Here is a 26,869-nt window from a genome sequence, read left to right as displayed (position 1 = left end):
CAAAAAAACGCGGGCTAGACGGACTCACAAGCCCTGCAAGGTCTGCATCAACACCCGCACTTTGGCGATCGACTCTTCATATTCGGCCTGCCATTCGGAGTCAGCCACTACCGCGCCGCCACCCCAGCAGCTGACCTGGCCGTTTTTGACCAGCAGGCTGCGAATGGCAATCGAGCTGTCCATCTCGCCGCGCACATCCACATACAGCAGCGAGCCGCAGTACAGCGCCCGCCGCGTGGGTTCCAGCTCGTCGATGATCTGCATGGCGCGAATTTTCGGCGCGCCGGTGATTGAGCCGCCGGGGAAGCTGTCGCCGATCAGGTCCAGGGCATCCTTGTCGCTGGCAAGCTGGCCGGTGACACTGCTGACCAGGTGATGGACGTTGGGGTAGCTCTCAAGGCTGAACAGCTCTGGTACTTTCACCGAGCCGATTTCGCAGGTGCGCCCCAAGTCGTTGCGCAGCAGGTCGACAATCATCAGGTTTTCCGAGCGGTCCTTGGGGCTGCGCAGCAGCTCCTCGGCATTGCGTGCGTCTTCGCCTGGGTCGCTGGCGCGCGGACGGGTGCCTTTGATTGGCCGGGTTTCCACCTGGCCCTGGCTGACACGGATGAAGCGCTCGGGCGAAAAACTCAGCAAGGCGCTGCCGTCAGCCAATTGCTGGTAGCCGGAAAACGGCGTGGGGCATGCCTTGCGCAGGGCCTGGTAAGCTCGCCAGGGGTCACCCTGGCAGGGGGCGCGGAAGCGTTGAGTCAGGTTGATCTGGTAGCAGTCACCGGCCTGGATGTAGCGCTGGACCTGGTCGAAAGCGGCTTTGTACTGTTCCGGCTGCAGGTCACCAGCCATTGGGGCGAGCAACTGGAAGTCACCGGTTTCGGTGCAGCGACTGCCTTCGAACAGGCCGATCAGGCGTTCTCGCTCGTCGCTTGCCAGGCTCGGGTGGAACACCAACTGGCTGGTACCGTGCAGGTGGTCGCTGACCAGTGCCCAGGCGTACAGGCCCAGTTGCGCGTCAGGCAGGCCGAGGTCGTCCACAGCCAGGCTTGGCAGGTGTTCCAGCCGGCGGCCGAAGTCGTAGCTCAGGTAGCCGATCAGGCCACCGGCAAAGGGCAGTTCAACGCCCTTGGGCAAGCCTGCGTGGCCCAGTTGCGCCAGGCCGGCACGCAGGCGTTGGAGGAAGGCGCGGCCGTCTTCATCGGGCTGCGCTTGCAGCTGTTGCAGCGGCCAGGCGCTGAGCAGGTCGAAGCGACCGCGTTCGGCGCCTGGGCGGGCACTGTCGAGCAGGATCGCGCCGGGAGCCTGGCGCAGGCGGGCGAAATAGGCCGCAGGGTCGGGCTGGTAGGGCAGGGGGTGCAGCGTACAGGTCGGCATCAGTGTGGACGGCGATGTAAAAGCGAGGAGGGCGATTGTAGACCTGTGTAGGAAAAGCGCCTAGCACTGGGCGCGACATTCAACATTGTGTTTTATGCAGGGGCTGCAAAGCAGCCCCAATATTTCAGCGGTTGGGCACGTGCCCGAACAACCCTTGTGCTACCCGAACGCGCTGTTCGGCATCTTCAGTAATACCATCTTTTGCCAGCGCTTCAATGTGCGCCTCAATGGCATGGGTGCGCTGGGTCAGGCCGCAGTCGTTGGCAATCTGGATGTTCAGGCCCGGGCGGGCGTTGAGTTCCAGAATCAGCGGGCCTTTGTCCTGGTCCAGCACCATGTCCACGCCAATGTAGCCCAGGCCGCACAGCTCATAGCAGCCGGCCGCCAGCTTCATGAAACCATCCCAGTTCGGCAGTTGCACGCCGTCCACCGCATTGGTGGTGTCCGGGTGCTTGCTGATGATGTTGTTCAGCCAGGTGCCGCGCAGGGTCACGCCGGTGGCCAGGTCGACACCCACGCCGATGGCGCCCTGGTGCAGGTTGGCCTTGCCGCCAGACTGGCGGGTCGGCAGGCGCAGCATGGCCATGACCGGGTAGCCCATCAGCACGATGATGCGGATGTCCGGCACGCCTTCGTAGCTGATGCTCTTGAAGATCTGGTCGGGGGTAACCCGGTACTCGATCAGCGCCCGGTCGCGGTGGCCGCCCAGCGAGTACAGGCCGGTGAGGATGCTCGAAATCTGGTGCTCGATTTCCTCATGGCTGATGATCTTCCCCGACACTGTGCGGTAGCGGTCCTCGAAGCGGTCGGCAATGACCAGGATGCCATCACCGCCGGCACCCTGCGCCGGCTTGATGACGAAGTCGCTGCGCCCGCCAATGATCTGGTCGAGCTTTTCGATCTCTTTTTCGGTCTCGATGATGCCGTACATTTCCGGCACATGGATGCCGGCCGCCAGGGCACGCTCCTTGGTGATGATCTTGTCGTCGACAATCGGGTACAGGTGGCGCTTGTTGTACTTCAACACGTAGTCCGCGTTGCGCCGGTTGATACCCATGATGCCCCGGGCCTCCAGGGCTTTCCACGTCTTGATCAGGCCAAACATCAGGCGTCAGCCTTCTTCAGGAATGCCTTGAAGCGCACAAGCTCGGTCAGGCGGTAACCGCGGTAGCGGCCCATCGCCAGCATGAAGCCCACCAGGATCAACAGCACGGCAGGGAAGGTGAACACGAAGTACACCAGTTCCGGCACCATCATCAGCAGGTGCGCAAGCGACGCGGCGAACAGGGTGCCGATGGCCACTTTCATGGCATGGCCACCGCCACGTTCTTCCCAGGTAATGGACAGGCGTTCGATGGTCATGGTCAGGATCACCATCGGGAACAGTGCCACCGACAGCCCGCGCTCAAGGCCCAGCTTGTGGCTGAACAGGCTGATGGCGGCGATCAGTACCACGACAAAGGTGAGTACCACCGACAGGCGCGGCAGCATCTGCAGCTTGAGGTGTTCCAGGTACGAGCGTAGCGACAGGCCCAAGGCCGTGATGACCGTGAACAGCACGATGCCGAAGCCCAGCTGGGTCTCGCGGAAGGCCAGGGCGATCAGTACCGGGGTGAAGGTGCCAAGGGTCTGCAGGCCGATCAGGTTGCGCAATACCAGGATCACCAGCACGCCGATCGGGATCATCACCATGATCATGAAGGTTTGCTGGGTCTGCAGCGGCAAGCCGTACAGCGAGTACTCGAGGAAGTCGGCGTCGGTGTTCTCGTCGGTCAGCTTGGCCAAGCGGATGGCGTTCATCTCGCTGTTGTTCATGCTGAAGGTGACGTTGGCCTTCTTGCCGCCATCGACGGTGATCAGGTTGTCGTCACCGGTCCACCACAGCAGGCGGTCGCTGGGCAGGCCCTGCTCGCCGGTGTCCGGGTTGAAGTACAGCCAGTCGTTACCGTTGAAGCTGCGCAGCCACAGCTCCGGGGTTTGCGGGGTATCGGCCACCAGGCGGATGGTGTGCACCTTCTCCATAGGCACATGGGCAATCGACAGCAGCAGGTCGATGATCTGGGCCTTTTTCATCGGCGAGGTATCGCCGGCCAGTAGCAGCTTGACGTTGTCGTCGTTGAGGTTGTTGACCCGCTTGATGGTCTCGCTGACGAAGGTCTCGACGTCGGCGGAGTGCTGGCGAATCGGCGCCATGAGGGCTTCGGCGGCAATCTTCTCGGGGCCTTCGATCGCCAGGCTGTCACGGAAGGTCGGGCCTTTGACGGTGGTCTTCTCGTTGCTGTAACGCTTGGTCAGCACCAGACGGTAGTACAGGGTCTGGTTGCCGCTGGCGCGGCGGGCCGACCAGGTAACCTTGCGGTTGCCGTCGGCGCGGTTGACGCTGACCCCGTAGTTGTTGGAGATGAAACTCTCGTTAAGGCTGACGTAGTCGCGGTTCAGCGGTGGCACGAACATCTGCACCTTGACCGGGTCCTTGGTGCTGGCCACGAACTCGACCTTGGCGTCGATGTTCCACAGGTCGTCGGTTTCATCCTCGGTCACCGGGATGCCGAGGAAGAAGATCTGATAAGCCGTGACCGCCACGCCCAGCAGCACCAGCACGGTGATCAGGACTTTCAGATGGAGGGTAAGAGAGCGCATCGGGATTACTCTGCTTTGGGAGCGTCGGTGGCACAGGCAGGTTTGCCGGCCGCATATTTAAGGCTTGGGTCGACCAGCGCGTCGAAGTGCTTGAGCGCCTCGGAGCCGATCAGCAGCGGGAACTGGAACGCGCTGCGGTCGGTGAGGTTGACTTCGATGGTGCGCATGGCCTGGCCCATGCAGATTTCGAGTTCGATGACCGGGCGGGCGGTATAGGCCTTGCCCGATTCGGCATCATAGTCGCCGGCCCGGCGCTTGATCTTGCTCACGCGTGCCAGTGGACGTTCGATCGGGTGCGAGTGCGCCGCATCGATGGCCAGGTAGAAGCGCACCCAGCTTTCGCCGTTGCGCTTGAAACGCTTGATGTCGCGGGCGCTGAGCGATGCGGTCTTGGCACCGGTGTCGAGCTTGGCGGCCACTTCCAGGTCCAGGTCGCCCAGGCGGGCGTATTCGTTGAGACCATACACGGTCTTGCCCGCCGCCTGGCCAAGGGCCGGTAGCAGGGTGAGGCATAGCAGCAATAAAACGGGTGTAAGTCTCATAATCCTGGCGCGGTGCAGTGCAAGGTTCGGGCTATGTTAAGGGCAAGGCGACTGGCAACGACTGCGCAAGCTTCCTCGTTTATCTGTCAACAAGCATGAATGGATGACAGACAGGCTATCCATACCCCATCGGAGGCGCGGCATTCTATCACGCCGACGTCTTGACGCCAGCGGTGCGCGATCTGACAGCATCGAGAGGGTGATAGTTCGTTCTTAGACGATTGTCGACAATATTCATTTTGTCTTTGACTTGGAGGGTTCTGTTCGTTAATTTCTGGCGAAGAGTTTTTCAAGGTGTCGACAATATGCAGGACCTTTCCACCCCCAGCCCGGTGCAGGCAGACGAAACGGAAACCCTTTCCGAAAACGTCTTCCGGCGCATCCAGGCGGCCATCGTCAAAGGTGAAATCGCCCCCGGCAGCAAGATCTCCGAGCCGGAGCTGGCGCGCACCTATGGCATCAGCCGCGGGCCGCTGCGCGAGGCCATTCACCGCCTCGAAGGCCAGCGTCTGCTGGTGCGCGTGCCGCATGTGGGGGCGCGGGTTGTGTCACTCAACCACGCCGAGCTGATCGAGCTGTACGAAATCCGTGAATCGCTCGAAGGCATGGCCTGCCGGCTGGCCGCCGAGCGCATGAGCCAAGCAGACATCGACGAGCTGCGCCGGGTGCTTGACACCCACGAGCGCGATGCAGCGTTCCAGGCCGGCCTGGGTTATTACCAGCAGGAAGGCGACTACGACTTCCATTACCGGATCATCCAGGGCAGCGGCAACCAGACCCTGGTCAAGATGCTGTGTGGCGAGCTGTACCAATTGGTGCGCATGTACCGCATCCAGTTCTCGGCCACGCCCAACCGCCCACGCCAGGCTTTTTCCGAGCACCACCGCATTCTCGATGCCATCGCCGACCGTGACGGCGAACTGGCCGAACTCCTGATGCGCCGCCACATCGGCGCGTCCAAGCGCAATATCGAGCGTCACTACCTGGACGCCCACAACAACAGCCCACGAGGTGAGAAATGACTGTGAAGAGCACCCCCGGTCAGCGTTTCCGCGACGCCGTTGCCGCTGAACACCCGCTGCAGGTGGTTGGCACCATCAACGCCAACCATGCCCTGCTGGCCAAGCGCGCCGGCTTCAAGGCCATCTACCTGTCCGGTGGCGGCGTGGCCGCCGGCTCCTTGGGCCTGCCGGACCTGGGCATCAGTGGCCTCGACGACGTGCTCACCGACGTGCGCCGCATCACCGACGTGTGCGACCTGCCGCTGCTGGTGGATGTCGACACCGGCTTCGGGGCCTCGGCTTTCAACGTTGCCCGTACCGTGCGTTCGATGAGCAAGTTCGGTGCTGCCGCCATCCATATCGAGGATCAGGTGGGCGCCAAGCGCTGTGGTCACCGCCCGAACAAGGAAATCGTCAGCCAGCAGGAAATGGTCGACCGCATCAAGGCCGCCGTCGATGCCCGCACTGATGACAGCTTCGTGATCATGGCGCGTACCGATGCCCTGGCCGTCGAAGGCCTGAACGCTGCCCTGGACCGTGCCGAGGCCTGTATCGAGGCTGGCGCCGACATGATCTTCCCGGAAGCCATTACCGAACTGCAGATGTACAAGACGTTCGCTGACCGGGTGAAGGCACCGATCCTGGCCAACATCACCGAGTTCGGCGCCACGCCGCTGTACACCACCGAAGAGCTGGCCTCGGTCGACGTGTCGCTGGTGCTGTACCCGCTGTCGGCGTTCCGTGCCATGAACAAGGCAGCCGAGAACGTGTACACCGCACTGCGCCGCGACGGCACGCAGAAGAACGTGATCGACACCATGCAGACCCGCATGGAGCTCTACGATGCCATTGGTTACCACGCCTTCGAGCAGAGCCTCGATGCGCTGTTTGCCCAGAAGAAGGGCTGAGCAACACCCTGAATTAGCCAGAAAGCATCCATAACAAATTCAAGAAAGGAGAATCACCATGGCCGAAGCAAAAGTACTCAGTGGCGCAGGCCTGCGCGGCCAAGTGGCTGGTCAGACCGCACTGTCGACCGTGGGCCAGGCCGGTGCCGGGCTGACCTACCGGGGTTACGACGTGCGTGACCTGGCGGCCGGTGCCGAATTCGAAGAGGTCGCCTACCTGCTGCTGTACGGTGAGCTGCCAACCCAGGCCGAACTGACCGACTACAAGCGCAAGCTCAAGGGCCTGCGTGACCTGCCGCAAGCACTGAAGGAGGTGCTGGAGCGCATCCCGCGTGACGCTCACCCGATGGACGTGATGCGCACGGGTTGTTCCGTGCTGGGCACCCTGGAGCCCGAGCTGACCTTCGAGGCCCAGCGCGACAAGACTGACCGCTTGCTGGCACTGTTCCCGGCCGTGATGTGCTACTGGTACCGCTTCACCCATGAGGGTGTGCGCATCGATTGCACCAGCGACGAAGACACCCTCGGTGGCCACTTCCTGCACCTGCTGCATGGCAAGAAGCCGAGCGAGCTGCACGTCAAGGTGATGAACGTGTCGCTGATCCTCTACGCCGAGCACGAGTTCAATGCCTCGACCTTCACTGCCCGGGTCTGTGCCTCGACCCTGTCCGACCTGTACTCCTGCGTCACCGCTGCCATCGGCTCGCTGCGCGGCCCACTGCACGGCGGTGCCAACGAGGCGGCGATGGAGCTGATCGAGCGTTTCCAGAGCCCGCAGGACGCCACCGCCGAGCTGCTGCGCATGCTGGAGCGCAAGGACAAGATCATGGGCTTTGGCCACGCGATCTACAAAGAGTCCGACCCGCGCAACGAGGTGATCAAGGGCTGGTCGAAGCAGTTGGCCGACGAAGTGGGTGACAAGGTGCTGTACCCGGTTTCCGAAGCCATCGACAAGACCATGTGGGAGCAGAAACGCCTGTTCCCCAATGCCGACTTCTACCATGCCTCGGCGTATCACTTCATGGGTATCCCGACCAAGCTGTTCACCCCGATCTTCGTCTGCTCGCGCCTGACCGGTTGGGCGGCGCACGTCTTCGAACAGCGCGCCAACAACCGCATCATCCGCCCGAGTGCCGAGTATGTCGGCGTCGAGCAGCGCCAGTTCGTGCCGATCGAACAGCGCTGATTAGAAAAGAAAGGCACCCCGCCCCTCACCGGGGCGCAGGCGCCTTCCGACTCCTGTGACCGAGCCTGATTCCATGATGAACACTGCATTCCGCAAGCACCTGCCAGGCACCGACCTGGACTTCTTCGATGCCCGTGCGGCGGTCGAGGCGATCAAGCCCGGCGCCTACGACGGCCTGCCATACACCTCCCGCGTGCTCGCCGAAAACCTGGTGCGCCGCTGCGACCCGGCCACCCTCGATGCCTCGCTGAGCCAGCTGATCGAGCGCAAGCGCGACCTCGATTTCCCCTGGTTCCCGGCCCGCGTGGTGTGCCACGACATCCTTGGCCAGACCGCGCTGGTCGACCTTGCTGGCCTGCGTGATGCCATTGCCGACAAAGGCGGTGACCCGGCTGCGGTCAACCCGGTGGTGCCGGTGCAGCTGATCGTCGACCACTCGCTGGCCGTCGAGTGCGGTGGCTTCGATCCGCAGGCGTTCGAAAAGAACCGTGCCATCGAAGACCGCCGCAACGAAGACCGCTTCCACTTCATCAACTGGACCAAGAAGGCGTTCAAGAACGTCGACGTGATCCAGCCGGGCAACGGCATCATGCACCAGATCAACCTGGAGAAGATGTCGCCAGTGATTCACAACGACCGTGGCGTGGCCTACCCGGACACCTGCGTCGGCACCGACAGCCACACCCCGCATGTCGATGCCCTGGGCGTGATCGCCATCGGCGTGGGCGGCCTGGAAGCGGAAAACGTGATGCTCGGCCGCGCCTCGTGGATGCGCCTGCCGGAAATCGTCGGCGTCGAGCTGACTGGCAAGCTGGCACCGAACATCACCGCCACCGACCTGGTGCTGGCCCTGACCGAATTCCTGCGCAAGCAGAAGGTGGTCGGCGCGTATCTGGAGTTTCACGGTGAGGGTGCCCGCGCCCTGACCTTGGGCGACCGCGCCACCATTTCCAACATGGCCCCGGAATACGGTGCCACCGCAGCCATGTTCGCCATCGACCAGCAGACCATCGACTACCTGCGCCTGACCGGCCGCGAAGAGCAGCAGGTCAAGCTGGTTGAGACCTACGCCAAGGCCGCCGGCCTGTGGGCCGACAGCCTGGGCGGCGCCGTCTACGAGCGCACCCTGAGCTTCGACCTGTCGAGCGTGGTGCGCAACATGGCCGGGCCGTCCAACCCACACGCGCGCGTGGCCACCAGTGACCTGGCTGCCAAGGGCATTGCCGGCAATTGGGAAGACGTGCCAGGGCAAATGCCTGACGGCGCGGTGATCATCGCCGCCATCACCAGCTGCACCAACACCAGCAACCCGCGCAACGTGATTGCCGCAGGCCTGCTGGCGCGCAATGCCAACAAGCTGGGCCTGGCCCGCAAACCTTGGGTCAAGTCGTCGCTGGCACCGGGCTCCAAGGCCGTGCAGTTGTACCTGGAAGAGGCGGGGCTGGAGAAGGAGCTGGAGCAACTGGGCTTTGGTATCGTCGCCTTCGCCTGCACCACTTGCAACGGCATGTCCGGCGCCCTGGACCCGGTAATCCAGCAAGAAATCATCGACCGCGACCTGTACGCCACCGCCGTGCTTTCGGGTAACCGCAACTTCGATGGGCGTATCCACCCGTATGCCAAGCAGGCCTTCCTGGCGTCCCCGCCACTGGTGGTGGCCTATGCCATTGCCGGTACCATCCGCTTCGACATCGAGAAGGATGTGCTGGGTGTGGTCGATGGCAAGGAAATCCGCCTCAAGGACATCTGGCCGAGCGATGAAGAGATCGACGCCGTGGTGCGTGCTGCGGTCAAGCCAGAGCAGTTCCGCAAGGTGTACATCCCGATGTTCGCCATCGAGGAAGACCGTGGGCCGAAGGTGGCGCCGCTGTACGACTGGCGCCCGATGAGCACCTACATCCGCCGCCCGCCCTATTGGGAAGGTGCCCTGGCCGGTGAGCGCACCCTGCGCGGCATGCGCCCGCTGGCGGTGTTGCCGGACAACATCACCACCGACCACCTGTCGCCGTCCAACGCCATCATGTTGGACAGTGCCGCCGGTGAGTACCTGGCGAAAATGGGCCTGCCGGAAGAAGACTTCAACTCCTACGCCACACACCGTGGCGACCACCTGACCGCCCAGCGTGCCACCTTCGCCAACCCCAAGCTGTTCAACGAAATGGTGCGCAAGGAAGACGGCAGCGTGAAGCAGGGGTCGCTGGCGCGTATCGAACCGGAAGGCAAGGTCACCCGCATGTGGGAAGCCATCGAAACCTACATGCAGCGCAAGCAGCCGCTGATCATCGTGGCCGGCGCCGACTACGGCCAGGGTTCGTCCCGTGACTGGGCGGCCAAGGGTGTACGGTTGGCGGGTGTCGAGGCGATCGTGGCCGAAGGTTTCGAGCGCATTCACCGCACCAACCTGGTGGGCATGGGGGTGCTGCCGCTGGAGTTCAAGCCGGGCACCGACCGCAAGACCCTGGGCCTGGACGGTAGCGAGACGTATGACGTGCTGGGCGCGCGTACGCCCCGGGCGACCCTGACGTTGGTGGTTACCCGCGCCAATGGCGAGCGCCTGGAAGTGCCGGTGACCTGCCGCCTGGACACCGCCGAGGAAGTGTCGATCTACGAGGCGGGCGGTGTGCTGCAGCGTTTTGCCCAGGACTTCCTCGAAGCAACCGCTTGAACAGGACTTGAACATGGCACATGTACCGCAAGTGAAAATCCCCGCCACCTACATCCGTGGCGGCACCAGCAAGGGTGTGTTCTTCCGCCTGCAAGACCTGCCCGAGCAGGCGCAAATCCCGGGGCCGGCCCGCGATGCGCTGCTGTTGCGGGTAATCGGTAGCCCCGACCCTTACGGCAAGCAGATCGACGGCATGGGCGGTGCCACCTCCAGCACCAGCAAGACCGTGATCCTGTCGCAAAGCATCAAGCCCGGGCATGATGTGGACTACCTGTTCGGCCAGGTCAGTATCGACAAGGCGTTTGTCGACTGGAGCGGCAACTGCGGCAACCTGTCTGCGGCGGTCGGTTCGTTCGCCATCAGCAGTGGCCTGGTGGACGCGGCGCGCATTCCACGCAACGGCATCGCCACGGTGCGCATCTGGCAGGCCAACATCGGCAAGACCATCATCGCCCATGTGCCGATCACCGAAGGTGAAGTGCAGGAAACCGGCGATTTCGAGCTGGACGGGGTGACCTTCCCGGCGGCCGAGGTGCAGCTGGAGTTTCTCGACCCGGCAGCCGACGAAGACGGTGACGGCGGTTCGATGTTCCCGACCGGTAACCTGATCGATGAGCTGGAGGTGCCGGGCGTGGGTACGTTCAAGGCCACCCTGATCAATGCCGGCATTCCGACCATCTTCGTCAATGCGGCCGATATCGGTTATACCGGCGCAGAACTGCAGGACGCCATCAACGGGGACCCTCAGGCGCTGCTGCGTTTCGAGACCATTCGTGCATACGGTGCCGTGCGCATGGGCCTGATTGAAAACGTCGACCAGGCAGCCGGACGTCAGCACACGCCAAAAGTGGCGTTCGTTGCGCCGCCGAGCACCTACACTGCGTCCAGTGGCAAGGCGGTGCAAGCGGGTGATATCGACCTGCTGGTGCGCGCCTTGTCCATGGGTAAGCTGCACCATGCGATGATGGGGACGGCTGCGGTGGCGATTGGCACTGCGGCGGCCATTCCGGGCACGCTGGTCAACCTCGCGGCTGGCGGGGGTGAGCGTAGCGCCGTGCGTTTCGGCCACCCCTCGGGCACCTTGCGGGTCGGGGCCGAGGCGCGTCAGGTGAATGGTGAGTGGACAGTGACCAAGGCAATCATGAGCCGCAGTGCTCGCGTGCTGATGGAGGGCTGGGTTCGCGTGCCTGGCGATAGCTTCTAACGCACCACTGGCGCTCGGCTTTAGTTAGTTGGGGCTGCATAGCAGCCCCGGCAATTCTGAAGGGAGCTGGATATGAGCGCCAACGTTGACCTGAACGACCGCCCGGACTACGACCGGGTGCTGCAAACCCTGGCCGACTACGCCCTCGGCTACCGGGTCGATTCCGCCGAAGCCCTCGACACCGCACGCAACTGCCTGATGGACACCCTGGGCTGCGGCCTGCTGGCCCTGCGCTTTCCCGAATGTACCAAACTGCTCGGCCCTCAGGTGGAGGGCACGCTGGTGCCCAATGGTGCCCGCGTCCCCGGTACCGCCTACCGGCTCGACCCGGTCAAGGCGGCCTGGGACATCGGCTGCACCGTGCGCTGGCTGGATTACAACGACACCTGGCTCGCGGCCGAATGGGCTCACCCCTCGGACAACCTGGGCGGTATCCTGGCCGTTGCCGATCACCTGTCGCAGAAGCGCGTGGCCGCAGGTGAAAAACCGCTGCTGATGCGTGATGTGCTCGAAGCCATGGTCATGGCCCATGAGATCCAGGGCGTGCTGGCACTGGAAAACTCGTTCAACCGCGTCGGTCTCGATCACGTCATTTTAGTAAAAGTGGCCTCGACTGCCGTGTGCGCCAGGTTGATGGGCGCCAACCGCGAACAGATGCTCTCGGCGTTGTCCCATGCCTTCGTCGATGGCCAGGCCCTGCGTACCTATCGGCACGCGCCCAATGCTGGCTCACGCAAGTCCTGGGCCGCAGGTGATGCGTCCAGCCGTGGCGTGCGCCTGGCCGATATCGCCCTGCGCGGTGAGATGGGCGTACCGGGTGTGCTCACGGCGCCACAATGGGGCTTCTACGACGTATCGTTCAGCCATACCAACAAGGACCTGGCGCTCAAGCCCGCCGGGCAGTACGAACTGCGTCTGCCCCAGGCCTTGGGCAGCTACGTGATGGAAAACGTGCTGTTCAAGGTCAGCTTCCCTGCCGAATTTCACGCCCAGACCGCCTGCGAAGCGGCAGTTACCCTGCACCCTCGGGTACGTAACCGCCTGCATGAAATCGACCGCATCGTCATCACCACCCAGGAGTCGGCAATCCGCATCATTTCCAAGAGCGGCCCGCTGGCCAATGCCGCTGACCGTGACCACTGTCTGCAGTACATGGTGGCAGTGCCGTTGATCTTCGGGCATCTGGTGGCGGAGCACTATGAAGACACCTTCCATGCCAACCACCCCAGCATCGACCGCCTGCGCGAGAAGATGGAAGTGGTGGAAGACCCGCGCTTCAGCCGCGAGTACCTGGAGCCGGACAAGCGCTCCATCGCCAATGCGCTGCAGGTGTTCTTCAAGGATGGCAGCAGTACCGAGCAGGTGGTGGTGGAATACCCTATCGGGCACCGGCGGCGGCGAGGGGAGGGCATACCCCTGCTGGAGGCCAAGTTCAGGGCCAACCTGGCAACGCGGTTTGCGCGCCAGCGGTGTGGGGAGGTACTGGAGGTGTGCAAGGACCAGCAAACGCTGGAAGGGATGGCGGTGCACCGGTTTGTGGATTTGTTCGTGATCTGAGCGGGTGAGAGCAGGCAAATGAAAAGCCCCGGCATCGCTGCCGGGGCTTTCTTTTACAGCGTGTAACTCAGCTTACGCCTGAACCACCGGGATCTTGGCGTTGGCTGCCGCTTCGCGGAACTCGGCGATCTGATCGAAGCTCAGGTAGCGGTAAACGTCGGCAGCCATGCTGTCGATGTCTTTCGCGTACTGCATGTACTCTTCGACGGTCGGCAGCTTGCCGATGATCGAAGCGACAGCAGCCAGCTCGGCCGATGCCAGGTACACGTTGGTGGCGTCGCCCAGACGGTTCGGGAAGTTACGGGTCGAGGTGGAGACCACGGTCGAGCCGGTCTGCACACGTGCCTGGTTACCCATGCACAGCGAGCAGCCTGGCATTTCCATGCGCGCACCGGCCTTGCCGTAGATGCCGTAGTAGCCTTCTTCGGTCAGCTGGTGGGCGTCCATCTTGGTTGGCGGGGCCAGCCACAGACGGGTCGGAATACCGCCCTTGACCTTTTCCAGCAGCTTGCCGGCAGCGCGGAAGTGACCGATGTTGGTCATGCACGAACCGATGAACACTTCGTCGATCTTCTCGCCCTGTACCGAAGACAGCAGGCGGGCATCGTCCGGGTCGTTCGGCGCGCAGAGCACAGGCTCTTTCACGTCGGCCAGGTCGATTTCGATGATTTCGGCGTATTCGGCATCGGCGTCGGCCGACAGCAGCTCAGGCTTGGCCAGCCAGGCTTCCATGGCCTGGGCGCGGCGCTCCAGGGTGCGGGCATCGCCGTAGCCTTCGCCGATCATCCAGCGCAGCAGGGTAATGTTGGACTGCAGGTACTCGGCGATGGCCTTCTCTGGCAGCTTGATGGTGCAACCGGCAGCAGAACGCTCAGCCGAGGCGTCGGAAAGCTCGAAGGCTTGCTCGACGGTCAGTTCGTCCAGGCCTTCGATTTCCAGGATGCGGCCGGAGAAGGCGTTTTTCTTGCCTTTCTTCTCGACGGTCAGCAGGCCCTTCTGGATGGCGTAGTAAGGGATCGCATGCACCAGGTCACGCAGGGTGATGCCAGGTTGCAGTTTGCCCTTGAAGCGCACCAGGATCGATTCTGGCATGTCCAGCGGCATGACGCCGGTGGCAGCGGCGAAGGCTACCAGGCCGGAACCGGCCGGGAACGAGATGCCGATCGGGAAGCGGGTGTGCGAGTCGCCACCGGTACCCACGGTGTCAGGCATCAGCATGCGGTTCAGCCAGCTGTGGATGATGCCGTCGCCCGGGCGCAGCGACACGCCGCCACGGGTGCGGATGAAGTCTGGCAGGGTGTGGTGGGTGGTGACGTCGATCGGCTTCGGATAAGCCGCGGTGTGACAGAACGACTGCATGACCAGGTCAGCGGAGAAGCCCAGGCAGGCCAGGTCTTTCAGCTCGTCACGGGTCATCGGGCCAGTGGTGTCCTGGGAACCGACGGTGGTCATCTTCGGCTCACAGTAGGCACCTGGGCGCACGCCCTGGCCTTCTGGCAGGCCACAGGCACGGCCGACCATCTTCTGCGCCAGGGTGAAGCCCTTGCCGGTGTCGGCTGGCTGCTCTGGCTTCTTGAACAGGTCCGATGGGCCCTGGCCCAGCTCGGCGCGGGCTTTTTCGGTCAGGCCACGGCCGACGATCAGCGGGATACGGCCGCCAGCGCGGACTTCATCCAGCAATACTTCGGTTTTCAGCGCGAATTCGGTAACCAGCTCGTCGCTGCCGTGACGGCGCACTTCGCCTTTGAACGGGTACACGTCGATGACGTCGCCCATGGCCAGGTTGGTGCAGTCGAATTCGATCGGCAGGGCGCCGGCGTCTTCCATGGTGTTGTAGAAGATCGGGGCGATCTTGGTGCCGAAGCAGAAGCCACCGGCGCGCTTGTTCGGCACGTACGGGATGTCGTCACCGAAGAACCACAGCACCGAGTTGGTGGCGGATTTACGCGACGAACCGGTACCGACCACGTCACCGACGTAGGCAACCGGGAAGCCTTTGGCCTTGACGGCTTCGATCTGGGCCAGCGGGCCGACCGAACCTGGCTGCGACGGCTCGATGCCGTCACGGGCCATTTTCAGCATGGCCAGGGCGTGCAGCGGGATGTCAGGGCGCGACCAGGCGTCCGGGGCAGGGGACAGGTCGTCGGTGTTGGTCTCGCCAGGCACCTTGAACACGGTCAGGGTGTACTTGTCGGCGATGGCCGGGCGCGAGGTGAACCACTCGCCGGCAGCCCAGGACTCCAGCACGGCCTTGGCGTGGACGTTGCCCGCCTTGGCTTTTTCGGCCACGTCGTGGAAGGCATCGAACATCAGCAGGGTGTGCTTGAGCTGTTCGGCCGCGACGGCGCCCAGTTCGGCGTCATCCAGCAGTGCGACCAGCGTTTCGATGTTGTAGCCGCCCTGCATGGTGCCCAGCAGTTCGGTGGCGTGCTTGCGGTCGATCAGTGGCGACTTGGCTTCGCCCTTGGCGACGGCGGAGAGGAAAGCAGCCTTGACGTAGGCAGCTTCGTCGACCCCTGGCGGTACGCGGTTGGTGATCAGGTCTACGAGGAAGGCTTCTTCGCCGGCCGGCGGGTTTTTCAGCAGCTCGACCAGGCCTGCAGTTTGTTCGGCGTTCAGCGGCTGGGGCACGATACCCAGGGCGGCACGCTCTTCGATGTGTTTGCGGTAGGCTTCAAGCACAGTTATTTCCCTCATCAGTGGTCCCTAAAGGGGGTCCGGGACGCTCATCCAGCATTCCATGCACCCATGCGCTGCTACGGCTTTGTGGGCCGCCCAGCCAGGGTCGCAAAGAATCCTTACAGAAGCTGCTTTCAAAGTTTTACGCCTGCAGAACGGGGAGCTGATGAGGGCTGGCGCGGGCATGCGAGGGGTGCATGGCCCGGGCCAACGCCGTTCTACCGGATTAACTGTGCTCGTGACGCTTTGAAAACAGCTTCCAACGGACATTGTTGCCTTTGAAAAGGCGGGATGATTCTACGGCAAAAAAAGCCCGAAGGTAAGGCGCAGAAGGTGACTTTAACGAGTGACCCTGGTTAGACAAAGGGCTAACATGGGGCCGTGTTCCACCGCCAAGCTGTTGTTTTTCATGTCCAACAAGTCCATCAAGACCCCTTGCGTCGGCCTGTGCTCCACGGTGTACGGAGACACGGTGTGCCGTGGCTGCAAGCGCTTCCACCACGAAGTGATCAACTGGAACGGCTACGACGACGCGCAGAAGCGCGCGGTATGGCTGCGCCTTGAGCAGTTGCTGGTGCAGGTGATGATGGCCAAGCTGGAGGTGTTCGACAAAGGCTTGCTGCGCCAGCAGCTGGAACAGCGCTCCATCCGGTTTGTCGAGCAGCAGTCGGCGTATTGCTGGGCGTACCAGCTGATTGCCCGTGGGGCGCGGATGATCCGGGACCTTGAGGCCTACGGCATGGTCTTGCTGCCGGAGTTCCGCGACTGGGAACTGCCGCAACTGCGCGATGCCATCGACCGCGAATTCTTCCTGCTTTCAGAAGCGCATTACCAGCGCTACATCGCCCCCAGCTTCCTGCGCGATGCCATGGGCAGCACGCAGGGGCAGTGAGCCGGGCGAATCAGTCGCCGGTGTATTCACACCCGCTGGTGCAGGTTTCGTGGATGCGCACCTTCGACAGCTCTGGCATCAGCGGCTTGACCTGGTCCCAGATCCACTTGGCGATCACTTCGCTGGTGGGGTTTTCAAGGCCCGGGATGTCGTTCAGGTAGTTGTGGTCCAGCTGGTCATAGATTGGCTTGAAGATCGCCTTGACCTCGGCGAAGTCTCGAATCCAGCCAGTGTGCGGGTCCAGCGGGCCGGTCAGGTGCAGGCCGACCTTGAACGAATGGCCATGCAGGCGGCCGCATTTGTGCCCTTCAGGGACGTGGGGCAGGCGGTGAGCCGATTCGAATGTAAATTCCTTGAAGATTTCCACTGGTGGACCTGTATAGCTGGTGGGATAAGGGCTTGAGCGGAAATTGGTGTTTCAATGTACTGCTCAATGTACTGATTGGTCGTCGCTGGGGTCGAAAGAGGTCATCCACTGGGTGATGTCCGACTGGCGCCAGGCAACCGAATTTGGGCCTATCTTAACCTGTTTTGGGAAGGTGCCTTCACGGATTCTGCGATAGACGGTGTTCCGGCCAATGCCGGTCACGTGCAGCACCTCGTCGAGGCGCAGGAAGCGGTCGATGTTCTCTGCGGTGCGCATGGGTATCTCCTTTATATAGCAGGGTCAGGCCGTGAAGTGGTATCCGACCTTCGCCGCCTTGGCGGCTTCCTCGGTGCGGAACATGAGCTTGGTCTTGCTGGTGCTGCCCCAGCTGTTGTATTCGACGTCGACCCACCAGGCGCCGAACTTGCGGTACGGCTCGCCGAGGATCTTCGTGACGTAGCAGTCGATCAGGTTCATGGTCGGCTCCTGGCTCAGTCCCAGCTGAGCTTCGCTGGTGTTGGAGGGATTGTTTCGAGGCTGGCAAGGTCGAGCAGGGTGAAGTACCCACCGTCCTGGGGTCTCCACCCCATGGTGTCGATGTAGATCACGTTTCCTAGCGATGCCGGACTGGGAAGGGGCGTATGGCCAACCACTACGGCGCGAACGCCATCAATCGGTTCGTTATCGCGAAGCTCAATGCGGCTGCGCGACCACATGCAGGTGTTCTGCGTCAGCCTCAGCTGCTTGGCAGTCTCCGGCGCTTCAAGCGCGGCCCGCAGCTGATCCCAAGACGGGAATGGGCAGTCAGCGTGCACAACACCGACCAGGCCGCCAGGTGTCTCCACCTCGATGGCGATCGGCAATTCACGGAACTGGGCGGCGAACTCTCGCTGTTCATCCCATGGCAGCCCAGCGAACCAAGAACCACCGTTGTATACCCAGTTGTCCACGTCGCAGGTATCGAACCGGCAGACGTAGTCGTCGTGGTTGCCGCGCACTGGGTGGAACCAGGGCTTGGCCAGCCAGTCAAGCACATCACGGCACTCGGGGCCGCGATCGACCAGGTCGCCCACGCTGAACAGTCGGTCAACTGCTGGGTTGAAGCCGGCTGCGTCCAACGCGGCCTGCAGCCGGGTGAAGTGCCCATGAATGTCGCCAACCGCGAAATCGCGGCCAGCCGTGTTTGCGGCGAAGCGCTTGATGCGCACCACCTCGATGGTTTCGAGCATGTCAGCTCCTACAGGGAATTGGGGTCAGGCCGTAGCCTTGGCGATGGTCTGCTCGAAGCGCGCGGCCAGGTTGGCGTTGACCTCGGCCTTTGCCATGCTGTCGGAGGTGCCTTTGGCGCGGTGCAGGGTCTCGTATGCTCGCAGCTGTGCTGCAGCATCGATCAGGTCATCCAGCAGCAGAGGGGAGGCCGCGATCAACTTTGCGTTTGCCATCTGATGCATTCCCCCATCTACCTGGCAGATGAAGTACTCGCCGTCACCAACGACGATGCTGAGTTTCCCGGGATCTGCTTCATGGCCTTTTTCGTCGATGACCCAAGGGCCTGGCTTGTGTTTCGTCATGGCAATAGCTCTCCATGCCCGCGCATGTCGGGGGCTTGAGTTGTAGGGGGAGGGGTTAGAAGGTCAGCCGCGGCAAATGCTCAGCCAGCCAGTGATTAGCCACCAGGTGTCCTGGGCGGCCATGAATCCAATTCCGGCGGTGAAGCCTATGAGGAGTGCTTTCTGGGCCAGCCTCATCGCGGCGCTTTCCATATCAGATAGGCCATGTGCAGCGGGGCAGCGAGAGGTATCAGGATCATGACTTCTTCTCCTGTGCGCGGCGTGCAACGCCTTCCATGATGGCGATCGACATGCGCCGCCGTTCTTGCACGGCCGGGCTGTCCGGGTCGTAATTCGGGCCGAGATAAGTTTTCGGGTCGGTGGCCATGGCGCGCTTGATGCGCTGGAATTGCTCGTCACGCTGCCAGACGCTGCTCCAGCTCAAGAACGGTTTCTTGTCTTTCTCCTCACCCTCGGCCAGCTTCCAGATGGCCTGGCGGTCGAAGGTCATGAGCATGTCCATTGCGCAAACGGCCAGGCGCAGCTCGTCGTAGTCGGGGCGTTCGCCCGATCGGGCGGCTTCGATGATCTCGCCAAGTGTTCTCATGGCATCAGCTCCTTCGGCACCTGGACGGTATCGCCAATTTTTAGAGCGACTATCGCCCTGCAGCCTGCGGTGAGGATCGTTGGACCACCGGCTAAGCGGCTGAATCCAGTGGGCCGGTTGTAGGCGAAAGCTCGGTACCGGGAGGCTGTACCGTCCTGCAGCATGCCGAAGCCCTTGCAGTGCTTATCGAATAGAGGCCCGCCCAGCGCCCATTCTTCCCACGGGTTGTAGCGCTTGGTGTGTTCGATGGCCTCGCCCTGGTACCGGGCGAACACCCGCCAGGGCACCCCGTTGTAGCCGGGCGGCTCAAGGAACAGGTCTAGCCCTTCAGCCTTGCCGACTGCCCAGCCAAGCGCCTCGCCGGCAAGGTCTGCCGTCTTCACTTCGATCATGTCGGTCATGGCGTCTCCCGCCTGGCAACCGCGCGGTCGATGCGCTCGATTTCGGCGAGTATCAGTGCGCCGGCTCGGATCAGGTTCTCCCTTCTGCTGCGAGGCTTCCACCAACTGAGCGCCCATGGCCAGGACGGCGGGCAAGTTGGCTGCCACTTTTTCATGGCCTGCTTTTCGTCGTCCCAGATATCCAGCCACGGGGGCGCGATCGCATAGCAGGTGGCGGCATCGACCAGCTCAAGGCTGCCGTACTGATCGTCATGCTCCGCCGTCCAACCCTCCGCTTCGGTCTGTCGCTTGCGCTCGGCCAAGACAGCTAGGCCCGCAACGGTAGCGCCGCCCTGGCACTTGTACTCCACGGCTCTGGCCAGGCGTTCAAACGCATGTTCGTTTACCCCGAACGCCAAGGCTTCCTGGCATGCGCTGCTTGCAAGGTCGAGCAGTGCGCTTTCGTCGACCAGCAGGTGCTGGCGCATCTTGTTGGCTTCCATCACAGCTGATACCTCTCATCAATCCAGCGGGCTATTCGGAATATCGTGTGTAAAGCATGAGGGTCAGCTATAATCTAAATCCGGATTATCGTGTGGATTGGAGATATGAATGAGCTGGCTCTTTTCGCAGGCGCTGGTGGAGGATTGCTTGCCAGCCACCTCCTTGGATTCAGAACGGTCTGTGCCGTCGAGCACAACGCACATGCACAGCGGGTACTCGTGCAGCGACAGAATGACAAGCTGCTCAACCCCTTCCCGATCTGGGATGACGTTCGAACCTTTGACGGGCGACCGTGGAAAGGAGTTGTTGACCTCGTATCTGGAGGATTTCCCTGTCAGGCCTTCAGCACAGCGGCTGCTGGACGCAACAACGCTGAAAACCTTTGGCCGGAGATGCGGAGAATCGTGGCAGATGTCGCTCCCCGGCTTGTCTTCGCCGAAAACGTCGCGGCAGAAGCAATCGAGATGGCGGCTCAAGACCTCCGAGCTATGGGTTACAAGGTCAAGGCAGTTCCCTTATCAGCGGCAGACGTGGGTGCTGACCACATTCGGGAGCGATACTGGCTACTTGCATACGCCGACGACAAAAGCGAACTATTGCGCCAGTTCAATGCAAAAATGGCCAGCTGCCCGAGAGTTCACTCGCGTGTTTGGTCGGCCAACCCCGGAAGCCCACGAATGGCTGATGGGATGGCCAATCGGATGGACAGATACCAGGCCTCTGGAAACGGACAAGTGGCTATCGTGGCTGCGCTCGCATTCATTCTGCTTGCAGAGCAGTTCGTCTAAGGAAGCTGCGTGACCGATATTCTTGATCTTCCGGACTGGAAAGTCCTGACCTCCCGCCTCGATGGCGGCACTTACACCATCGAGGCGGAGTACACCCAACCCCTCCAGGCCTGCACCAAATGCGGCGTAGTGGGGAAGCTGTATCGTCACGGCCCAAAGCTGGTTACCTACCGCGATAGCCCCATCAGGGGCGCTCATGTCCAGCTTGAAGCGAAGGTGCAGCGCTACAAGTGCCGCGAGTGCGGTGGAACGTCTCTCCAGCCACTGGAGGGCGTCGAGGTTGATCGGCGCATGACGAAGCGGTGCGTCGAGTACATCAAGACTCAGTGCCTGCGTGACACGTTCACCAGGCTGGCCGAGCACATCGGTTGCGACGAGAAGACGATCCGCAACATTGCGAACGACTACGTTCACTACATGAACACCCAGTTCAAGCCGTACCTGCCCAACTGGTTGGGCATCGACGAAACCAAGATCGCCGGGGATATGCGCTGCGTGCTGACAGACGTTGGCCGGAACGTGCCTATCGACATTCTTCCCCATCGAGACCAGGACACCCTGGCTCGCTGGCTCCACGGTTTCTCAGACCGCTCAACGCTATTGGGCGTGGCCACTGACATGTGGCGCCCATACCTGAACGTGGTGAACATGATGGCTCCTGGCGTGCCAGTGGTCATCGACAAGTTCCACGTTGTGCGGATGGCCAACTATGCCGTGGACAAGACCCGCATCCGGCGCGGTAAGGCCCAGGGCGTGAAGGTCAACAAGGAGTGGAAGCGCAGCAAGGTACTGCTCAACAAGAGCGGAGCCAACCTCACCGACAAACAAGCCTTCAACCTGGATATGTGGGTGGAAAACGACGCCGAGATTGGTCAGTCGTACCAGTTCAAGGAGGACTTCTACGCCCTGTACAACCTCCCCAAGGCCGAGGCAGTCCCAGCTATTGAGGCATGGGTCGCGCAGGTGAAGGCAAGCGATGTCGCGGCGGATTACAAAGACCTTCTGTCGGCCCTGAAGAATTGGCGGCAGCAGATCATCAACTACTTCGACAACCCTATCACCAACGGTTACACCGAGGCCCTGAACGGCATGACGAAGGTCATCAACCGAAACGGGCGTGGCTATACGTTCGAAATCATCCGGGCTCGCGTCCTGTTCTCCCGCAGCGCCCGAGCAGGGCAGACACCTGAATGGTTCTGCGCAAGCTGCGGAGGTCTTTTCTACGAAGATGAGCGAGCCGTTTGGATGCCAACCGAGGCTGGTGATGATCGAAAACACTGCCTCTGTGAAGAGTGCAATGAGCGATCAATTACACAGTCGATGGAGTGGGAAGACACCATCGACTGGGCTGAGGTTTACACACAGTTATCCGAATAGCCATCCAGCGCCCAGGCGCCAGTGCGGGTGTAGGTTCGGGTTGGGTTTCGTGCGGGGAGAGCTGGCGCTGGTTGCCGGCCTGCAGCTGGCTGTCGGGGATGCAGCTCAGCCCGTACCCGATTTTCCAGCAGGTCACGCCGCGCAGATCGTCGTGGTAGATCCGGGCGTCGTAGGGCATTGGGATTGTTTCGCGTGGATCTGCGCTGGCGCCGGTGGCCAGAAGCAGGAGGCAGAGGGCGAGGCGGGTCATTGGCTCGCCTCGCGCTGGCGGTCGGCGTATGCCTCGGCGTTGCACTTAGGGCAGGGAATGTCGCCGCCGCTCAGCAGTGGGCCGCCTGGCACGTCGCAGCTGTCCTCATCCCAAAGGAAACCATCGACACACTGGGCATCGGGGTACGGCGCACCGAAGTGACTGCCGTGGTAGTCGCATCCCGCGGCGTCCGGATCTATCGCCTTGAACTCGACAACCCAGACCCACGGGTTGCTGGTCCATGATTCTTCACCGTTGATGCTGCTCCAGAGGCACTCGAATAGCTGCGCGGCGGTGAGCGTCTCGTCTGCATCGGGTACGTGCCGAAGGAAATTCACACCCTCTGCTTCGGCCTGGTCCTCGCTGATGTCCTGCAGCCGTTCGATGCGCACTGCTGTGATTTCCAGCAAGATTCGGCTGGCCCAGCGGGGCATGTGGATCGAGGGGCGCCCTCGGCCCTGCGAGACCATTGCGCATCCTGTCTGCCGTACGCTTCCGTCTGCCGGGTACATGATCGGCTCGCCCTGGCTGAGATCGCGAGGTGCAATCCCATCGAGCTGGGCGTCAGCCGCCCAGGCTTCGCGCACCCACAGGCGGTCACCCGGTTCGCCAAATGGGCAAGCACCAAGTTCACCCACCTTTACAGCGCACTCCTGCTCAGTTCTGCCGTAGACGACAAAGCCGTAGCGCGGGTGATGCTGGCCTACGGCAACCCAAGGTTCCGGGCTGTCCGGATACTCCAGGCGTGGGATCTGGCCGCCTTTCACTGGCCGGCGTGTGACCGTCTTCCGGCCCTCCAGGATGGCGCGCACCATCGGCGCACTGAACAGGATCGGGCTTTCCTTTGCTTGAGACATAGCTTCGCCTTGGCCGCCATATCGCGGCAGTAAGTTGTACAAGTGGTTGGGTTCGGTACAAGAAAATCGGCCGGTGGTCCGATTCAGTTCTCAAGCTGCGATACCGAGATTGCGTCTCGCCTCGCTTTGGCTATGGTGAGAGTTCACCCGTGGCATACAACTAAAATCGTAGGAGGCCGACATGAGGATTCGCGGTGAAGTTTTCTGGGAGTGGGCTGATCCAACGCTTCACCACCGTGCTCACGACGAAATCCTCAGCGATGGAACGCATATTGATGTTCAGGTGCGACTGTCGCGGGGAGGCACGACGCAGATGTTCATCGGGGTTTATGCCCCTAGCGGTATGGCTATCCATGAGGAGGCCTTCGATTCGCGACCAGGGGAGTCGATGACTCGAGCTCTGGCCTGGGGGGTTGGTCGTGCTCGCCGTATTGCCTCTGATGGCCCTCCCGCCGCTGATCGAATCGCCGCCTTGAAATAATTGGGAGAGGGGTTACAGCCGGATGGAGTACAGATGTGCTCTTTCGGTCATGCGGCCTTCATCAAGGCCTCGATGACTCGCTGACCGGCCAGCGGTGGTACCGCATTGCCGGCCATGTGCATGGTCAGCCGGTGATTGTCCGGCCGTAGGGTGTCAGCTGGGAATGACATCGCGGCCAGGGCCTCGCTGGCGCTGAGCATCCGCATGCGGTCGCCGTCGACCAGAGCCCATCGGTCTAGGGTGGTAATGGTGCCGATCGGCCGGTTGATGTCGCGGCCGGTGGTGCCGGAGCCCTTGCCGTAGTAGGGCATGATGAAGCGATCTCCGAAGCGTTGGCGCCCGTTGCGCACTCGGTCGAGCGTGGCCTGGGCCCGGCCTAGCTTCTCGATCTGTGACCAGCGCCCGGCGTCGAAGTCGAGGAAACTGGCGGCTGACACATGCCGTTCCTGCGGCAGCTGCAGCATCAGCGGGGCCTTGCTGCGCGTCAGGACCATGAACAGGCGCACCCGGTGCTGCGGCACACCGAGGTCAGCGCAGTCCACGATGTGCGGCGCTGCCTGATACCCCAGCGCCTGGATGGCTTGCAACCAAGCCGGGTAGAGCACCCAGTCGGTGAACTCCGGTACGTTCTCGATGATGGCTGCCTGCGGCCGGTGGAACTCAAGGGCCGCTACCGGCGCCCAGGCCGTCGAGCGCGATGCGTCATGCTCAGGGTTCCCCGATTTCTTCCCGCGGGCCTTGGCGTGCCCCTGGCAACACGGCGAAGCGAGCAGGATGTCGTGAGCAGGTACCTGCTCCCAGCGAGCCTGGTGCAGATCCTGGCAGACATGCTCGGTGTTGGGATGGTTGGCTGCATGCCATTTCACGGCATCTGGCCAGTGGTTTGCCGCCCAGAGAACCTGGACGCCTGCGGCGCGCGCGCCGGTGCTCCATCCGCCGAGGCCGGCGAACAGGTCGATTGCTGTGGTCATAGTGGTCTCGGTCGAGGATCAGTCGAACAGGTGCTCGCGGCGCCCGGTCTCGTGGTAATGCAGGTCCTGAATGGCCTGCTGCTGGTCGATGGTGAACATCGGGTTGCAGGTGGTGCAGTGGCCGGCGATCTTGATTGCCTGGAACGACAGCGTGATGGATGAATGGTCCCTGTAGCAGGATGGGCACTTGATCGAGTCGCTTTCGCAGCACAAGCGCGCTTCGTCCTCGCCGTCATGGATGGTCTTGCATACCGGGCATTCGAACATCTCCTCCACTTCTGGCTGGCAGCACTCCCGGGCTCCATCTTCATCGTCGTGGATGTCGCCACAGAAGCCGCACTTGTAGAGCGTCCTGATCTGAACCTTCATGGTGTCTCCAGGCAGGCGCCGCCCTCGCCGCGGAGGCGTTATCGTTGAATAGGGGAAGGCGCTGGCGGGCAGCGCGGGTGAAAAAACTTCTAGAACGATTTTTCTGGCAGCGCGTACCAGAGTAAAAAGAGATACCGGCATGGGGCCGGATACAGGTGGTGATATGTCGCTAGAAGATGATGATGGCCTCAGCGCCTACGTTGGGGATCTGCTTGACGCTGGATATTTACAGGGCGCAGAAGCAGGGGTCGCGAAACGATTTTTGGATGGCCAGGATCTCACTCCCGACCAGCAGAACGTTTTTGATCGTTATGTGATCGCCAAGCATGATCCAGGCCGCTGCATCCGAGGATGCGAGATACCTTGGTCTGAAAAGTATGAGGCTAAGCAAAACGGCGGGATGTGCAGTTACTGCGCTCACCTGACTGAAAAAGTCATGCGGGAGTGAGTATTTCATCTCCTGGATCTTGCTGAATCATCAGCATGCTCTTCCGGTCGAAGGCCAAAGCCAGGCGAGGTGAGATGCTGATCTCATGCCGCGGCGGGGTGAGAAACTTCGCCGCGTGCAGCCTGCCCAGGGCGTGGATGCCGTGGATCAGCGCCTCGATCATCTGGCTGTAGGTGGCATAGGCCCAGCCGCAGATTGCTCGCAGGTGCTGGCCGGTTCGCTTCCTGGCTGACAGCCTCAGCGGCTCCGTCCGCGCCACAGCTCGGTGAGCATCGATTTCGTGGCGCGCGATCCTGAACAGCGCGTGATGCCCGAGCGCTTCGATGTGATGAATCATCAGCGTCATCGCCTCGCCCTGTTCCTCGATCCCGGCCCACTCCATCAGCTCCAGCAGGGCCTGCTTAGTCCCTGGTCGAACCTTCAAGCGCAGGTCTTCTTCCTGCAGTCGCTCGGCCTTCTCTCGTCGGCGCTTGTCGCGCTCTGCTTGGTCCATCGCCATACGGCACCTCCTTCAATCCGCTGGGCGGTAGGTTGAACTGCTCACGCCGCCTTGTTCTTTGCAGCGCGCTTCGGATTTTTCTGTTCAATCTCAAGATCCATGTCGTTCCAGCCGGCCAAGAACCAGGAGCCGTGGAACGTGTGAGAGGCGAATGGGTTGGCCAGCTTGCCGCCACCGTTGCGGCGGCATTCCCGGCCAAGGTAGTAGACGCTGGGATGCTCGCCGCAATCGCTCATGGCTATGCACCCACCAGGTGGTGGAGCGGGGCGAACGGGATGTCGTCGTCGAAGTTATCCGGCGGAGCCGACTGCTGGCTCTGTTGTCCGTAGTTGTCATTCGCGTTGTAGCTGTGCTGCTGCCGAGGTTGCTGGCGCTGTTGCCGCTGCTGTTGAGGCTGCCGCTGTTGTTGCTGCTGGCCGCCGCCATGGTTATCCGGCCGGCCGCCCAGCAGCTGCATGGTGCCGTTGATGTCAACGTGCACCTCGGTGCTGTACCGCTTGATGCCGTCTTTCTCCCATTCGCGGGTCTTGAGCTTGCCTTCGATGTAGCACTGCGAGCCTTTGCGCAGGTACTCGCCGGCAATCTCGGCGACCTTGCCGAACAGCACTACCCGGTGCCATTCGGTCTTCTCGACCTTCTGCCCGGTCTGCTTGTCCGTCCAAGCCTCGCTGGTGGCAAGGCTCAGGCTGGTGACCGCGTTGCCATTGGGCAAGTAGCGGACCTCGGGGTCCTGGCCGCAGGTTCCGACCAGGATGACTTTGTTTACTCCGCGGGCCATG

General features: G+C 62.1%; 31 protein-coding genes. 11 read left to right on the top strand and 20 right to left on the bottom strand.

The window, feature by feature from the left end; translation table 11 throughout:
• Window positions 1-24: 24 nt before the first annotated feature.
• From pabB to D8767_RS18840, 4 genes are all read right to left on the bottom strand, one after another.
• The gene (gene pabB / locus D8767_RS18855) at window positions 25-1,368 is read right to left on the bottom strand and encodes an aminodeoxychorismate synthase component I (protein ID WP_016714747.1); all 1,344 of its coding nucleotides are present in this window, start codon (window positions 1,366-1,368) and stop codon (window positions 25-27) included.
• Window positions 1,369-1,492: 124 nt separating this feature from the next.
• Complete coding sequence (locus D8767_RS18850; RefSeq protein WP_016714746.1) at window positions 1,493-2,473, bottom strand: alpha-L-glutamate ligase-like protein; 981 nt, start codon at window positions 2,471-2,473, stop codon at window positions 1,493-1,495.
• The gene (locus D8767_RS18845; RefSeq protein WP_016714745.1) at window positions 2,473-4,008 is read right to left on the bottom strand and encodes an inactive transglutaminase family protein; all 1,536 of its coding nucleotides are present in this window, start codon (window positions 4,006-4,008) and stop codon (window positions 2,473-2,475) included. Before D8767_RS18845 ends, D8767_RS18850 begins: the two co-directional genes overlap by 1 nt.
• A 5-nt stretch (window positions 4,009-4,013) precedes the next feature.
• The gene (locus tag D8767_RS18840; protein ID WP_016485910.1) at window positions 4,014-4,550 is read right to left on the bottom strand and encodes an ATP-dependent zinc protease; all 537 of its coding nucleotides are present in this window, start codon (window positions 4,548-4,550) and stop codon (window positions 4,014-4,016) included.
• Between the two features lie 305 nt (window positions 4,551-4,855).
• Between D8767_RS18840 and D8767_RS18835 the strand changes: the two genes are divergently transcribed.
• The 6 genes from D8767_RS18835 (at window position 4,856) to prpD (ending at window position 13,071) form a co-directional block, all read left to right on the top strand.
• A complete protein-coding gene (locus tag D8767_RS18835; RefSeq protein WP_016714744.1) occupies window positions 4,856-5,572 on the top strand; it encodes a GntR family transcriptional regulator in 717 nt (238 codons plus the stop codon).
• Entirely contained in the window at window positions 5,569-6,459 is an 891-nt protein-coding gene (gene prpB / locus D8767_RS18830) for a methylisocitrate lyase (protein WP_016714743.1), read from the top strand. The genes D8767_RS18835 and prpB overlap by 4 nt, the downstream gene beginning before the upstream one ends.
• Window positions 6,460-6,517: 58 nt before the next feature.
• The gene (prpC, locus tag D8767_RS18825; protein WP_016714742.1) at window positions 6,518-7,645 is read left to right on the top strand and encodes a 2-methylcitrate synthase; all 1,128 of its coding nucleotides are present in this window, start codon (window positions 6,518-6,520) and stop codon (window positions 7,643-7,645) included.
• A gap of 76 nt (window positions 7,646-7,721) precedes the next feature.
• Window positions 7,722-10,310: a Fe/S-dependent 2-methylisocitrate dehydratase AcnD gene (acnD, locus tag D8767_RS18820; protein WP_028699638.1), complete on the top strand. Its 2,589-nt coding sequence runs from the start codon at window positions 7,722-7,724 to the stop codon at window positions 10,308-10,310.
• Between the two features lie 13 nt (window positions 10,311-10,323).
• A complete protein-coding gene (prpF, locus tag D8767_RS18815) occupies window positions 10,324-11,514 on the top strand; it encodes a 2-methylaconitate cis-trans isomerase PrpF (RefSeq protein ID WP_016714740.1) in 1,191 nt (396 codons plus the stop codon).
• A gap of 72 nt (window positions 11,515-11,586) precedes the next feature.
• Window positions 11,587-13,071 (top strand): 2-methylcitrate dehydratase, encoded by a 1,485-nt coding sequence (gene prpD, locus D8767_RS18810; RefSeq protein WP_016714739.1) that lies wholly within the window; start codon window positions 11,587-11,589, stop codon window positions 13,069-13,071.
• 72 nt (window positions 13,072-13,143) lie between these two features.
• On the opposite strand, the gene acnB is transcribed toward prpD, so the two are convergent.
• The gene (acnB, locus tag D8767_RS18805) at window positions 13,144-15,753 is read right to left on the bottom strand and encodes a bifunctional aconitate hydratase 2/2-methylisocitrate dehydratase (RefSeq protein ID WP_016714738.1); all 2,610 of its coding nucleotides are present in this window, start codon (window positions 15,751-15,753) and stop codon (window positions 13,144-13,146) included.
• 406 nt (window positions 15,754-16,159) lie between these two features.
• Between acnB and D8767_RS18800 the strand changes: the two genes are divergently transcribed.
• Complete coding sequence (locus tag D8767_RS18800) at window positions 16,160-16,642, top strand: DUF1289 domain-containing protein (protein ID WP_161775526.1); 483 nt, start codon at window positions 16,160-16,162, stop codon at window positions 16,640-16,642.
• A 10-nt stretch (window positions 16,643-16,652) separates the two neighbouring features.
• Here D8767_RS18800 and queD read toward each other — a convergent pair whose 3' ends face one another.
• The 8 genes from queD to D8767_RS18765 form a co-directional block, all read right to left on the bottom strand.
• Window positions 16,653-17,009: a 6-carboxytetrahydropterin synthase QueD gene (gene queD, locus D8767_RS18795; protein ID WP_003250327.1), complete on the bottom strand. Its 357-nt coding sequence runs from the start codon at window positions 17,007-17,009 to the stop codon at window positions 16,653-16,655.
• 63 nt (window positions 17,010-17,072) lie between these two features.
• A complete protein-coding gene (locus tag D8767_RS18790; RefSeq protein ID WP_069016185.1) occupies window positions 17,073-17,285 on the bottom strand; it encodes an AlpA family transcriptional regulator in 213 nt (70 codons plus the stop codon).
• 24 nt (window positions 17,286-17,309) lie between these two features.
• Complete coding sequence (locus D8767_RS28820) at window positions 17,310-17,486, bottom strand: hypothetical protein (RefSeq protein ID WP_162998262.1); 177 nt, start codon at window positions 17,484-17,486, stop codon at window positions 17,310-17,312.
• A 14-nt stretch (window positions 17,487-17,500) separates the two neighbouring features.
• Window positions 17,501-18,238 carry a metallophosphoesterase gene (locus D8767_RS18785; RefSeq protein WP_121757574.1) on the bottom strand — a complete coding sequence of 246 codons (738 nt, stop codon included), beginning with the start codon at window positions 18,236-18,238 and terminating at the stop codon, window positions 17,501-17,503.
• Window positions 18,239-18,262: 24 nt separating this feature from the next.
• On the bottom strand, window positions 18,263-18,580 hold the full coding sequence (locus D8767_RS18780; RefSeq protein ID WP_121757575.1) for a hypothetical protein: 318 nt from the start codon (window positions 18,578-18,580) through the stop codon (window positions 18,263-18,265).
• A gap of 235 nt (window positions 18,581-18,815) precedes the next feature.
• Window positions 18,816-19,166, bottom strand: a complete 351-nt coding sequence (locus D8767_RS18775; RefSeq protein WP_122048351.1) for a hypothetical protein — start codon at window positions 19,164-19,166, stop codon at window positions 18,816-18,818.
• Complete coding sequence (locus D8767_RS18770; protein ID WP_121757578.1) at window positions 19,163-19,567, bottom strand: DUF2591 domain-containing protein; 405 nt, start codon at window positions 19,565-19,567, stop codon at window positions 19,163-19,165. The genes D8767_RS18775 and D8767_RS18770 overlap by 4 nt, the downstream gene beginning before the upstream one ends.
• Window positions 19,564-20,049 (bottom strand): hypothetical protein, encoded by a 486-nt coding sequence (locus D8767_RS18765; RefSeq protein WP_121757579.1) that lies wholly within the window; start codon window positions 20,047-20,049, stop codon window positions 19,564-19,566. The genes D8767_RS18770 and D8767_RS18765 overlap by 4 nt, the downstream gene beginning before the upstream one ends.
• A 105-nt stretch (window positions 20,050-20,154) precedes the next feature.
• Between D8767_RS18765 and D8767_RS18760 the strand changes: the two genes are divergently transcribed.
• Both D8767_RS18760 and D8767_RS18755 read left to right on the top strand, forming a co-directional pair.
• A complete protein-coding gene (locus D8767_RS18760; protein ID WP_121757577.1) occupies window positions 20,155-20,838 on the top strand; it encodes a DNA cytosine methyltransferase in 684 nt (227 codons plus the stop codon).
• A gap of 9 nt (window positions 20,839-20,847) precedes the next feature.
• Window positions 20,848-22,215 (top strand): ISL3 family transposase, encoded by a 1,368-nt coding sequence (locus tag D8767_RS18755; protein WP_121757576.1) that lies wholly within the window; start codon window positions 20,848-20,850, stop codon window positions 22,213-22,215.
• Here the strand turns inward: D8767_RS18755 and D8767_RS29315 are convergent.
• Entirely contained in the window at window positions 22,148-22,465 is a 318-nt protein-coding gene (locus tag D8767_RS29315) for a hypothetical protein (RefSeq protein WP_256658596.1), read from the bottom strand. The two genes, D8767_RS18755 and D8767_RS29315, sit on opposite strands and share 68 nt — an antisense overlap.
• Complete coding sequence (locus D8767_RS18745; RefSeq protein WP_121757581.1) at window positions 22,462-23,322, bottom strand: hypothetical protein; 861 nt, start codon at window positions 23,320-23,322, stop codon at window positions 22,462-22,464. Before D8767_RS18745 ends, D8767_RS29315 begins: the two co-directional genes overlap by 4 nt.
• Before the next feature lie 181 nt (window positions 23,323-23,503).
• Here D8767_RS18745 and D8767_RS29310 point away from each other — a divergent pair, with 181 nt between their 5' ends.
• Window positions 23,504-23,803, top strand: a complete 300-nt coding sequence (locus tag D8767_RS29310; protein ID WP_121757582.1) for a hypothetical protein — start codon at window positions 23,504-23,506, stop codon at window positions 23,801-23,803.
• Window positions 23,804-23,850: 47 nt separating this feature from the next.
• Here the strand turns inward: D8767_RS29310 and D8767_RS18735 are convergent, their stop codons facing one another.
• Both D8767_RS18735 and D8767_RS18730 read right to left on the bottom strand, forming a co-directional pair.
• Window positions 23,851-24,774, bottom strand: coding sequence for a DNA cytosine methyltransferase (locus tag D8767_RS18735; RefSeq protein WP_121757583.1), 924 nt, complete (start codon window positions 24,772-24,774; stop codon window positions 23,851-23,853).
• A gap of 18 nt (window positions 24,775-24,792) precedes the next feature.
• A complete protein-coding gene (locus D8767_RS18730) occupies window positions 24,793-25,143 on the bottom strand; it encodes a hypothetical protein (protein ID WP_016711325.1) in 351 nt (116 codons plus the stop codon).
• 163 nt (window positions 25,144-25,306) lie between these two features.
• On the opposite strand from D8767_RS18730, the gene D8767_RS18725 reads away from it, so the two are divergent.
• Window positions 25,307-25,591 (top strand): hypothetical protein, encoded by a 285-nt coding sequence (locus D8767_RS18725; RefSeq protein ID WP_162998263.1) that lies wholly within the window; start codon window positions 25,307-25,309, stop codon window positions 25,589-25,591.
• Here D8767_RS18725 and D8767_RS18720 read toward each other — a convergent pair.
• Genes D8767_RS18720 through D8767_RS18710 form a run of 3 tightly spaced genes read right to left on the bottom strand, consistent with a single transcriptional unit; the run spans window position 25,578 to window position 26,868 of the window.
• Entirely contained in the window at window positions 25,578-26,090 is a 513-nt protein-coding gene (locus tag D8767_RS18720) for a hypothetical protein (RefSeq protein WP_121757585.1), read from the bottom strand. The two genes, D8767_RS18725 and D8767_RS18720, sit on opposite strands and share 14 nt — an antisense overlap.
• 41 nt (window positions 26,091-26,131) lie before the next feature.
• A complete protein-coding gene (locus tag D8767_RS18715) occupies window positions 26,132-26,326 on the bottom strand; it encodes a hypothetical protein (RefSeq protein WP_121757586.1) in 195 nt (64 codons plus the stop codon).
• 2 nt (window positions 26,327-26,328) lie between these two features.
• Window positions 26,329-26,868: a single-stranded DNA-binding protein gene (locus D8767_RS18710; protein WP_121757587.1), complete on the bottom strand. Its 540-nt coding sequence runs from the start codon at window positions 26,866-26,868 to the stop codon at window positions 26,329-26,331.
• Window position 26,869 lies beyond the last annotated feature (1 nt).

It is taken from the genome of Pseudomonas sp. LTGT-11-2Z (assembly GCF_003691445.1).
GTDB classification, from domain to species: Bacteria; Pseudomonadota; Gammaproteobacteria; order Pseudomonadales; family Pseudomonadaceae; genus Aquipseudomonas; species Aquipseudomonas monteilii.
The sequence above is the reverse complement of the archived record's forward strand: the minus strand, read 5'-3'. Positions and strand labels throughout refer to the sequence as shown.

Bases quoted from the DNA above. Each gene is read 5' to 3' on its own strand.
- acnD (WP_028699638.1), top strand. From the start codon at position 7,722: ATGAACACTGCATTCCGCAAGCACCTGCCAGGCACCGACCTGGACTTC.
- D8767_RS18835 (WP_016714744.1), top strand. From the start codon at position 4,856: ATGCAGGACCTTTCCACCCCCAGCCCGGTGCAGGCAGACGAAACGGAA.
- D8767_RS18790 (WP_069016185.1), bottom strand. From the start codon at position 17,285: ATGCGCACCGCAGAGAACATCGACCGCTTCCTGCGCCTCGACGAGGTG.
- D8767_RS18775 (WP_122048351.1), bottom strand. From the start codon at position 19,166: ATGAGAACACTTGGCGAGATCATCGAAGCCGCCCGATCGGGCGAACGC.
- pabB (WP_016714747.1), bottom strand. From the start codon at position 1,368: ATGCCGACCTGTACGCTGCACCCCCTGCCCTACCAGCCCGACCCTGCG.
- D8767_RS18840 (WP_016485910.1), bottom strand. From the start codon at position 4,550: ATGAGACTTACACCCGTTTTATTGCTGCTATGCCTCACCCTGCTACCG.
- D8767_RS18850 (WP_016714746.1), bottom strand. From the start codon at position 2,473: ATGTTTGGCCTGATCAAGACGTGGAAAGCCCTGGAGGCCCGGGGCATC.
- D8767_RS18735 (WP_121757583.1), bottom strand. From the start codon at position 24,774: ATGACCACAGCAATCGACCTGTTCGCCGGCCTCGGCGGATGGAGCACC.
- D8767_RS18800 (WP_161775526.1), top strand. From the start codon at position 16,160: ATGTCCAACAAGTCCATCAAGACCCCTTGCGTCGGCCTGTGCTCCACG.
- prpF (WP_016714740.1), top strand. From the start codon at position 10,324: ATGGCACATGTACCGCAAGTGAAAATCCCCGCCACCTACATCCGTGGC.
- D8767_RS18730 (WP_016711325.1), bottom strand. From the start codon at position 25,143: ATGAAGGTTCAGATCAGGACGCTCTACAAGTGCGGCTTCTGTGGCGAC.
- D8767_RS18770 (WP_121757578.1), bottom strand. From the start codon at position 19,567: ATGACCGACATGATCGAAGTGAAGACGGCAGACCTTGCCGGCGAGGCG.
- D8767_RS18780 (WP_121757575.1), bottom strand. From the start codon at position 18,580: ATGACGAAACACAAGCCAGGCCCTTGGGTCATCGACGAAAAAGGCCAT.
- D8767_RS18710 (WP_121757587.1), bottom strand. From the start codon at position 26,868: ATGGCCCGCGGAGTAAACAAAGTCATCCTGGTCGGAACCTGCGGCCAG.
- D8767_RS18785 (WP_121757574.1), bottom strand. From the start codon at position 18,238: ATGCTCGAAACCATCGAGGTGGTGCGCATCAAGCGCTTCGCCGCAAAC.
- D8767_RS18845 (WP_016714745.1), bottom strand. From the start codon at position 4,008: ATGCGCTCTCTTACCCTCCATCTGAAAGTCCTGATCACCGTGCTGGTG.
- D8767_RS18760 (WP_121757577.1), top strand. From the start codon at position 20,155: ATGAATGAGCTGGCTCTTTTCGCAGGCGCTGGTGGAGGATTGCTTGCC.
- D8767_RS18745 (WP_121757581.1), bottom strand. From the start codon at position 23,322: ATGTCTCAAGCAAAGGAAAGCCCGATCCTGTTCAGTGCGCCGATGGTG.
- D8767_RS29310 (WP_121757582.1), top strand. From the start codon at position 23,504: ATGAGGATTCGCGGTGAAGTTTTCTGGGAGTGGGCTGATCCAACGCTT.
- prpD (WP_016714739.1), top strand. From the start codon at position 11,587: ATGAGCGCCAACGTTGACCTGAACGACCGCCCGGACTACGACCGGGTG.
- D8767_RS29315 (WP_256658596.1), bottom strand. From the start codon at position 22,465: ATGACCCGCCTCGCCCTCTGCCTCCTGCTTCTGGCCACCGGCGCCAGC.
- D8767_RS18765 (WP_121757579.1), bottom strand. From the start codon at position 20,049: ATGGAAGCCAACAAGATGCGCCAGCACCTGCTGGTCGACGAAAGCGCA.
- D8767_RS18720 (WP_121757585.1), bottom strand. From the start codon at position 26,090: ATGGCGATGGACCAAGCAGAGCGCGACAAGCGCCGACGAGAGAAGGCC.
- D8767_RS28820 (WP_162998262.1), bottom strand. From the start codon at position 17,486: ATGAACCTGATCGACTGCTACGTCACGAAGATCCTCGGCGAGCCGTAC.
- prpB (WP_016714743.1), top strand. From the start codon at position 5,569: ATGACTGTGAAGAGCACCCCCGGTCAGCGTTTCCGCGACGCCGTTGCC.
- D8767_RS18725 (WP_162998263.1), top strand. From the start codon at position 25,307: ATGTCGCTAGAAGATGATGATGGCCTCAGCGCCTACGTTGGGGATCTG.
- D8767_RS18715 (WP_121757586.1), bottom strand. From the start codon at position 26,326: ATGAGCGATTGCGGCGAGCATCCCAGCGTCTACTACCTTGGCCGGGAA.
- prpC (WP_016714742.1), top strand. From the start codon at position 6,518: ATGGCCGAAGCAAAAGTACTCAGTGGCGCAGGCCTGCGCGGCCAAGTG.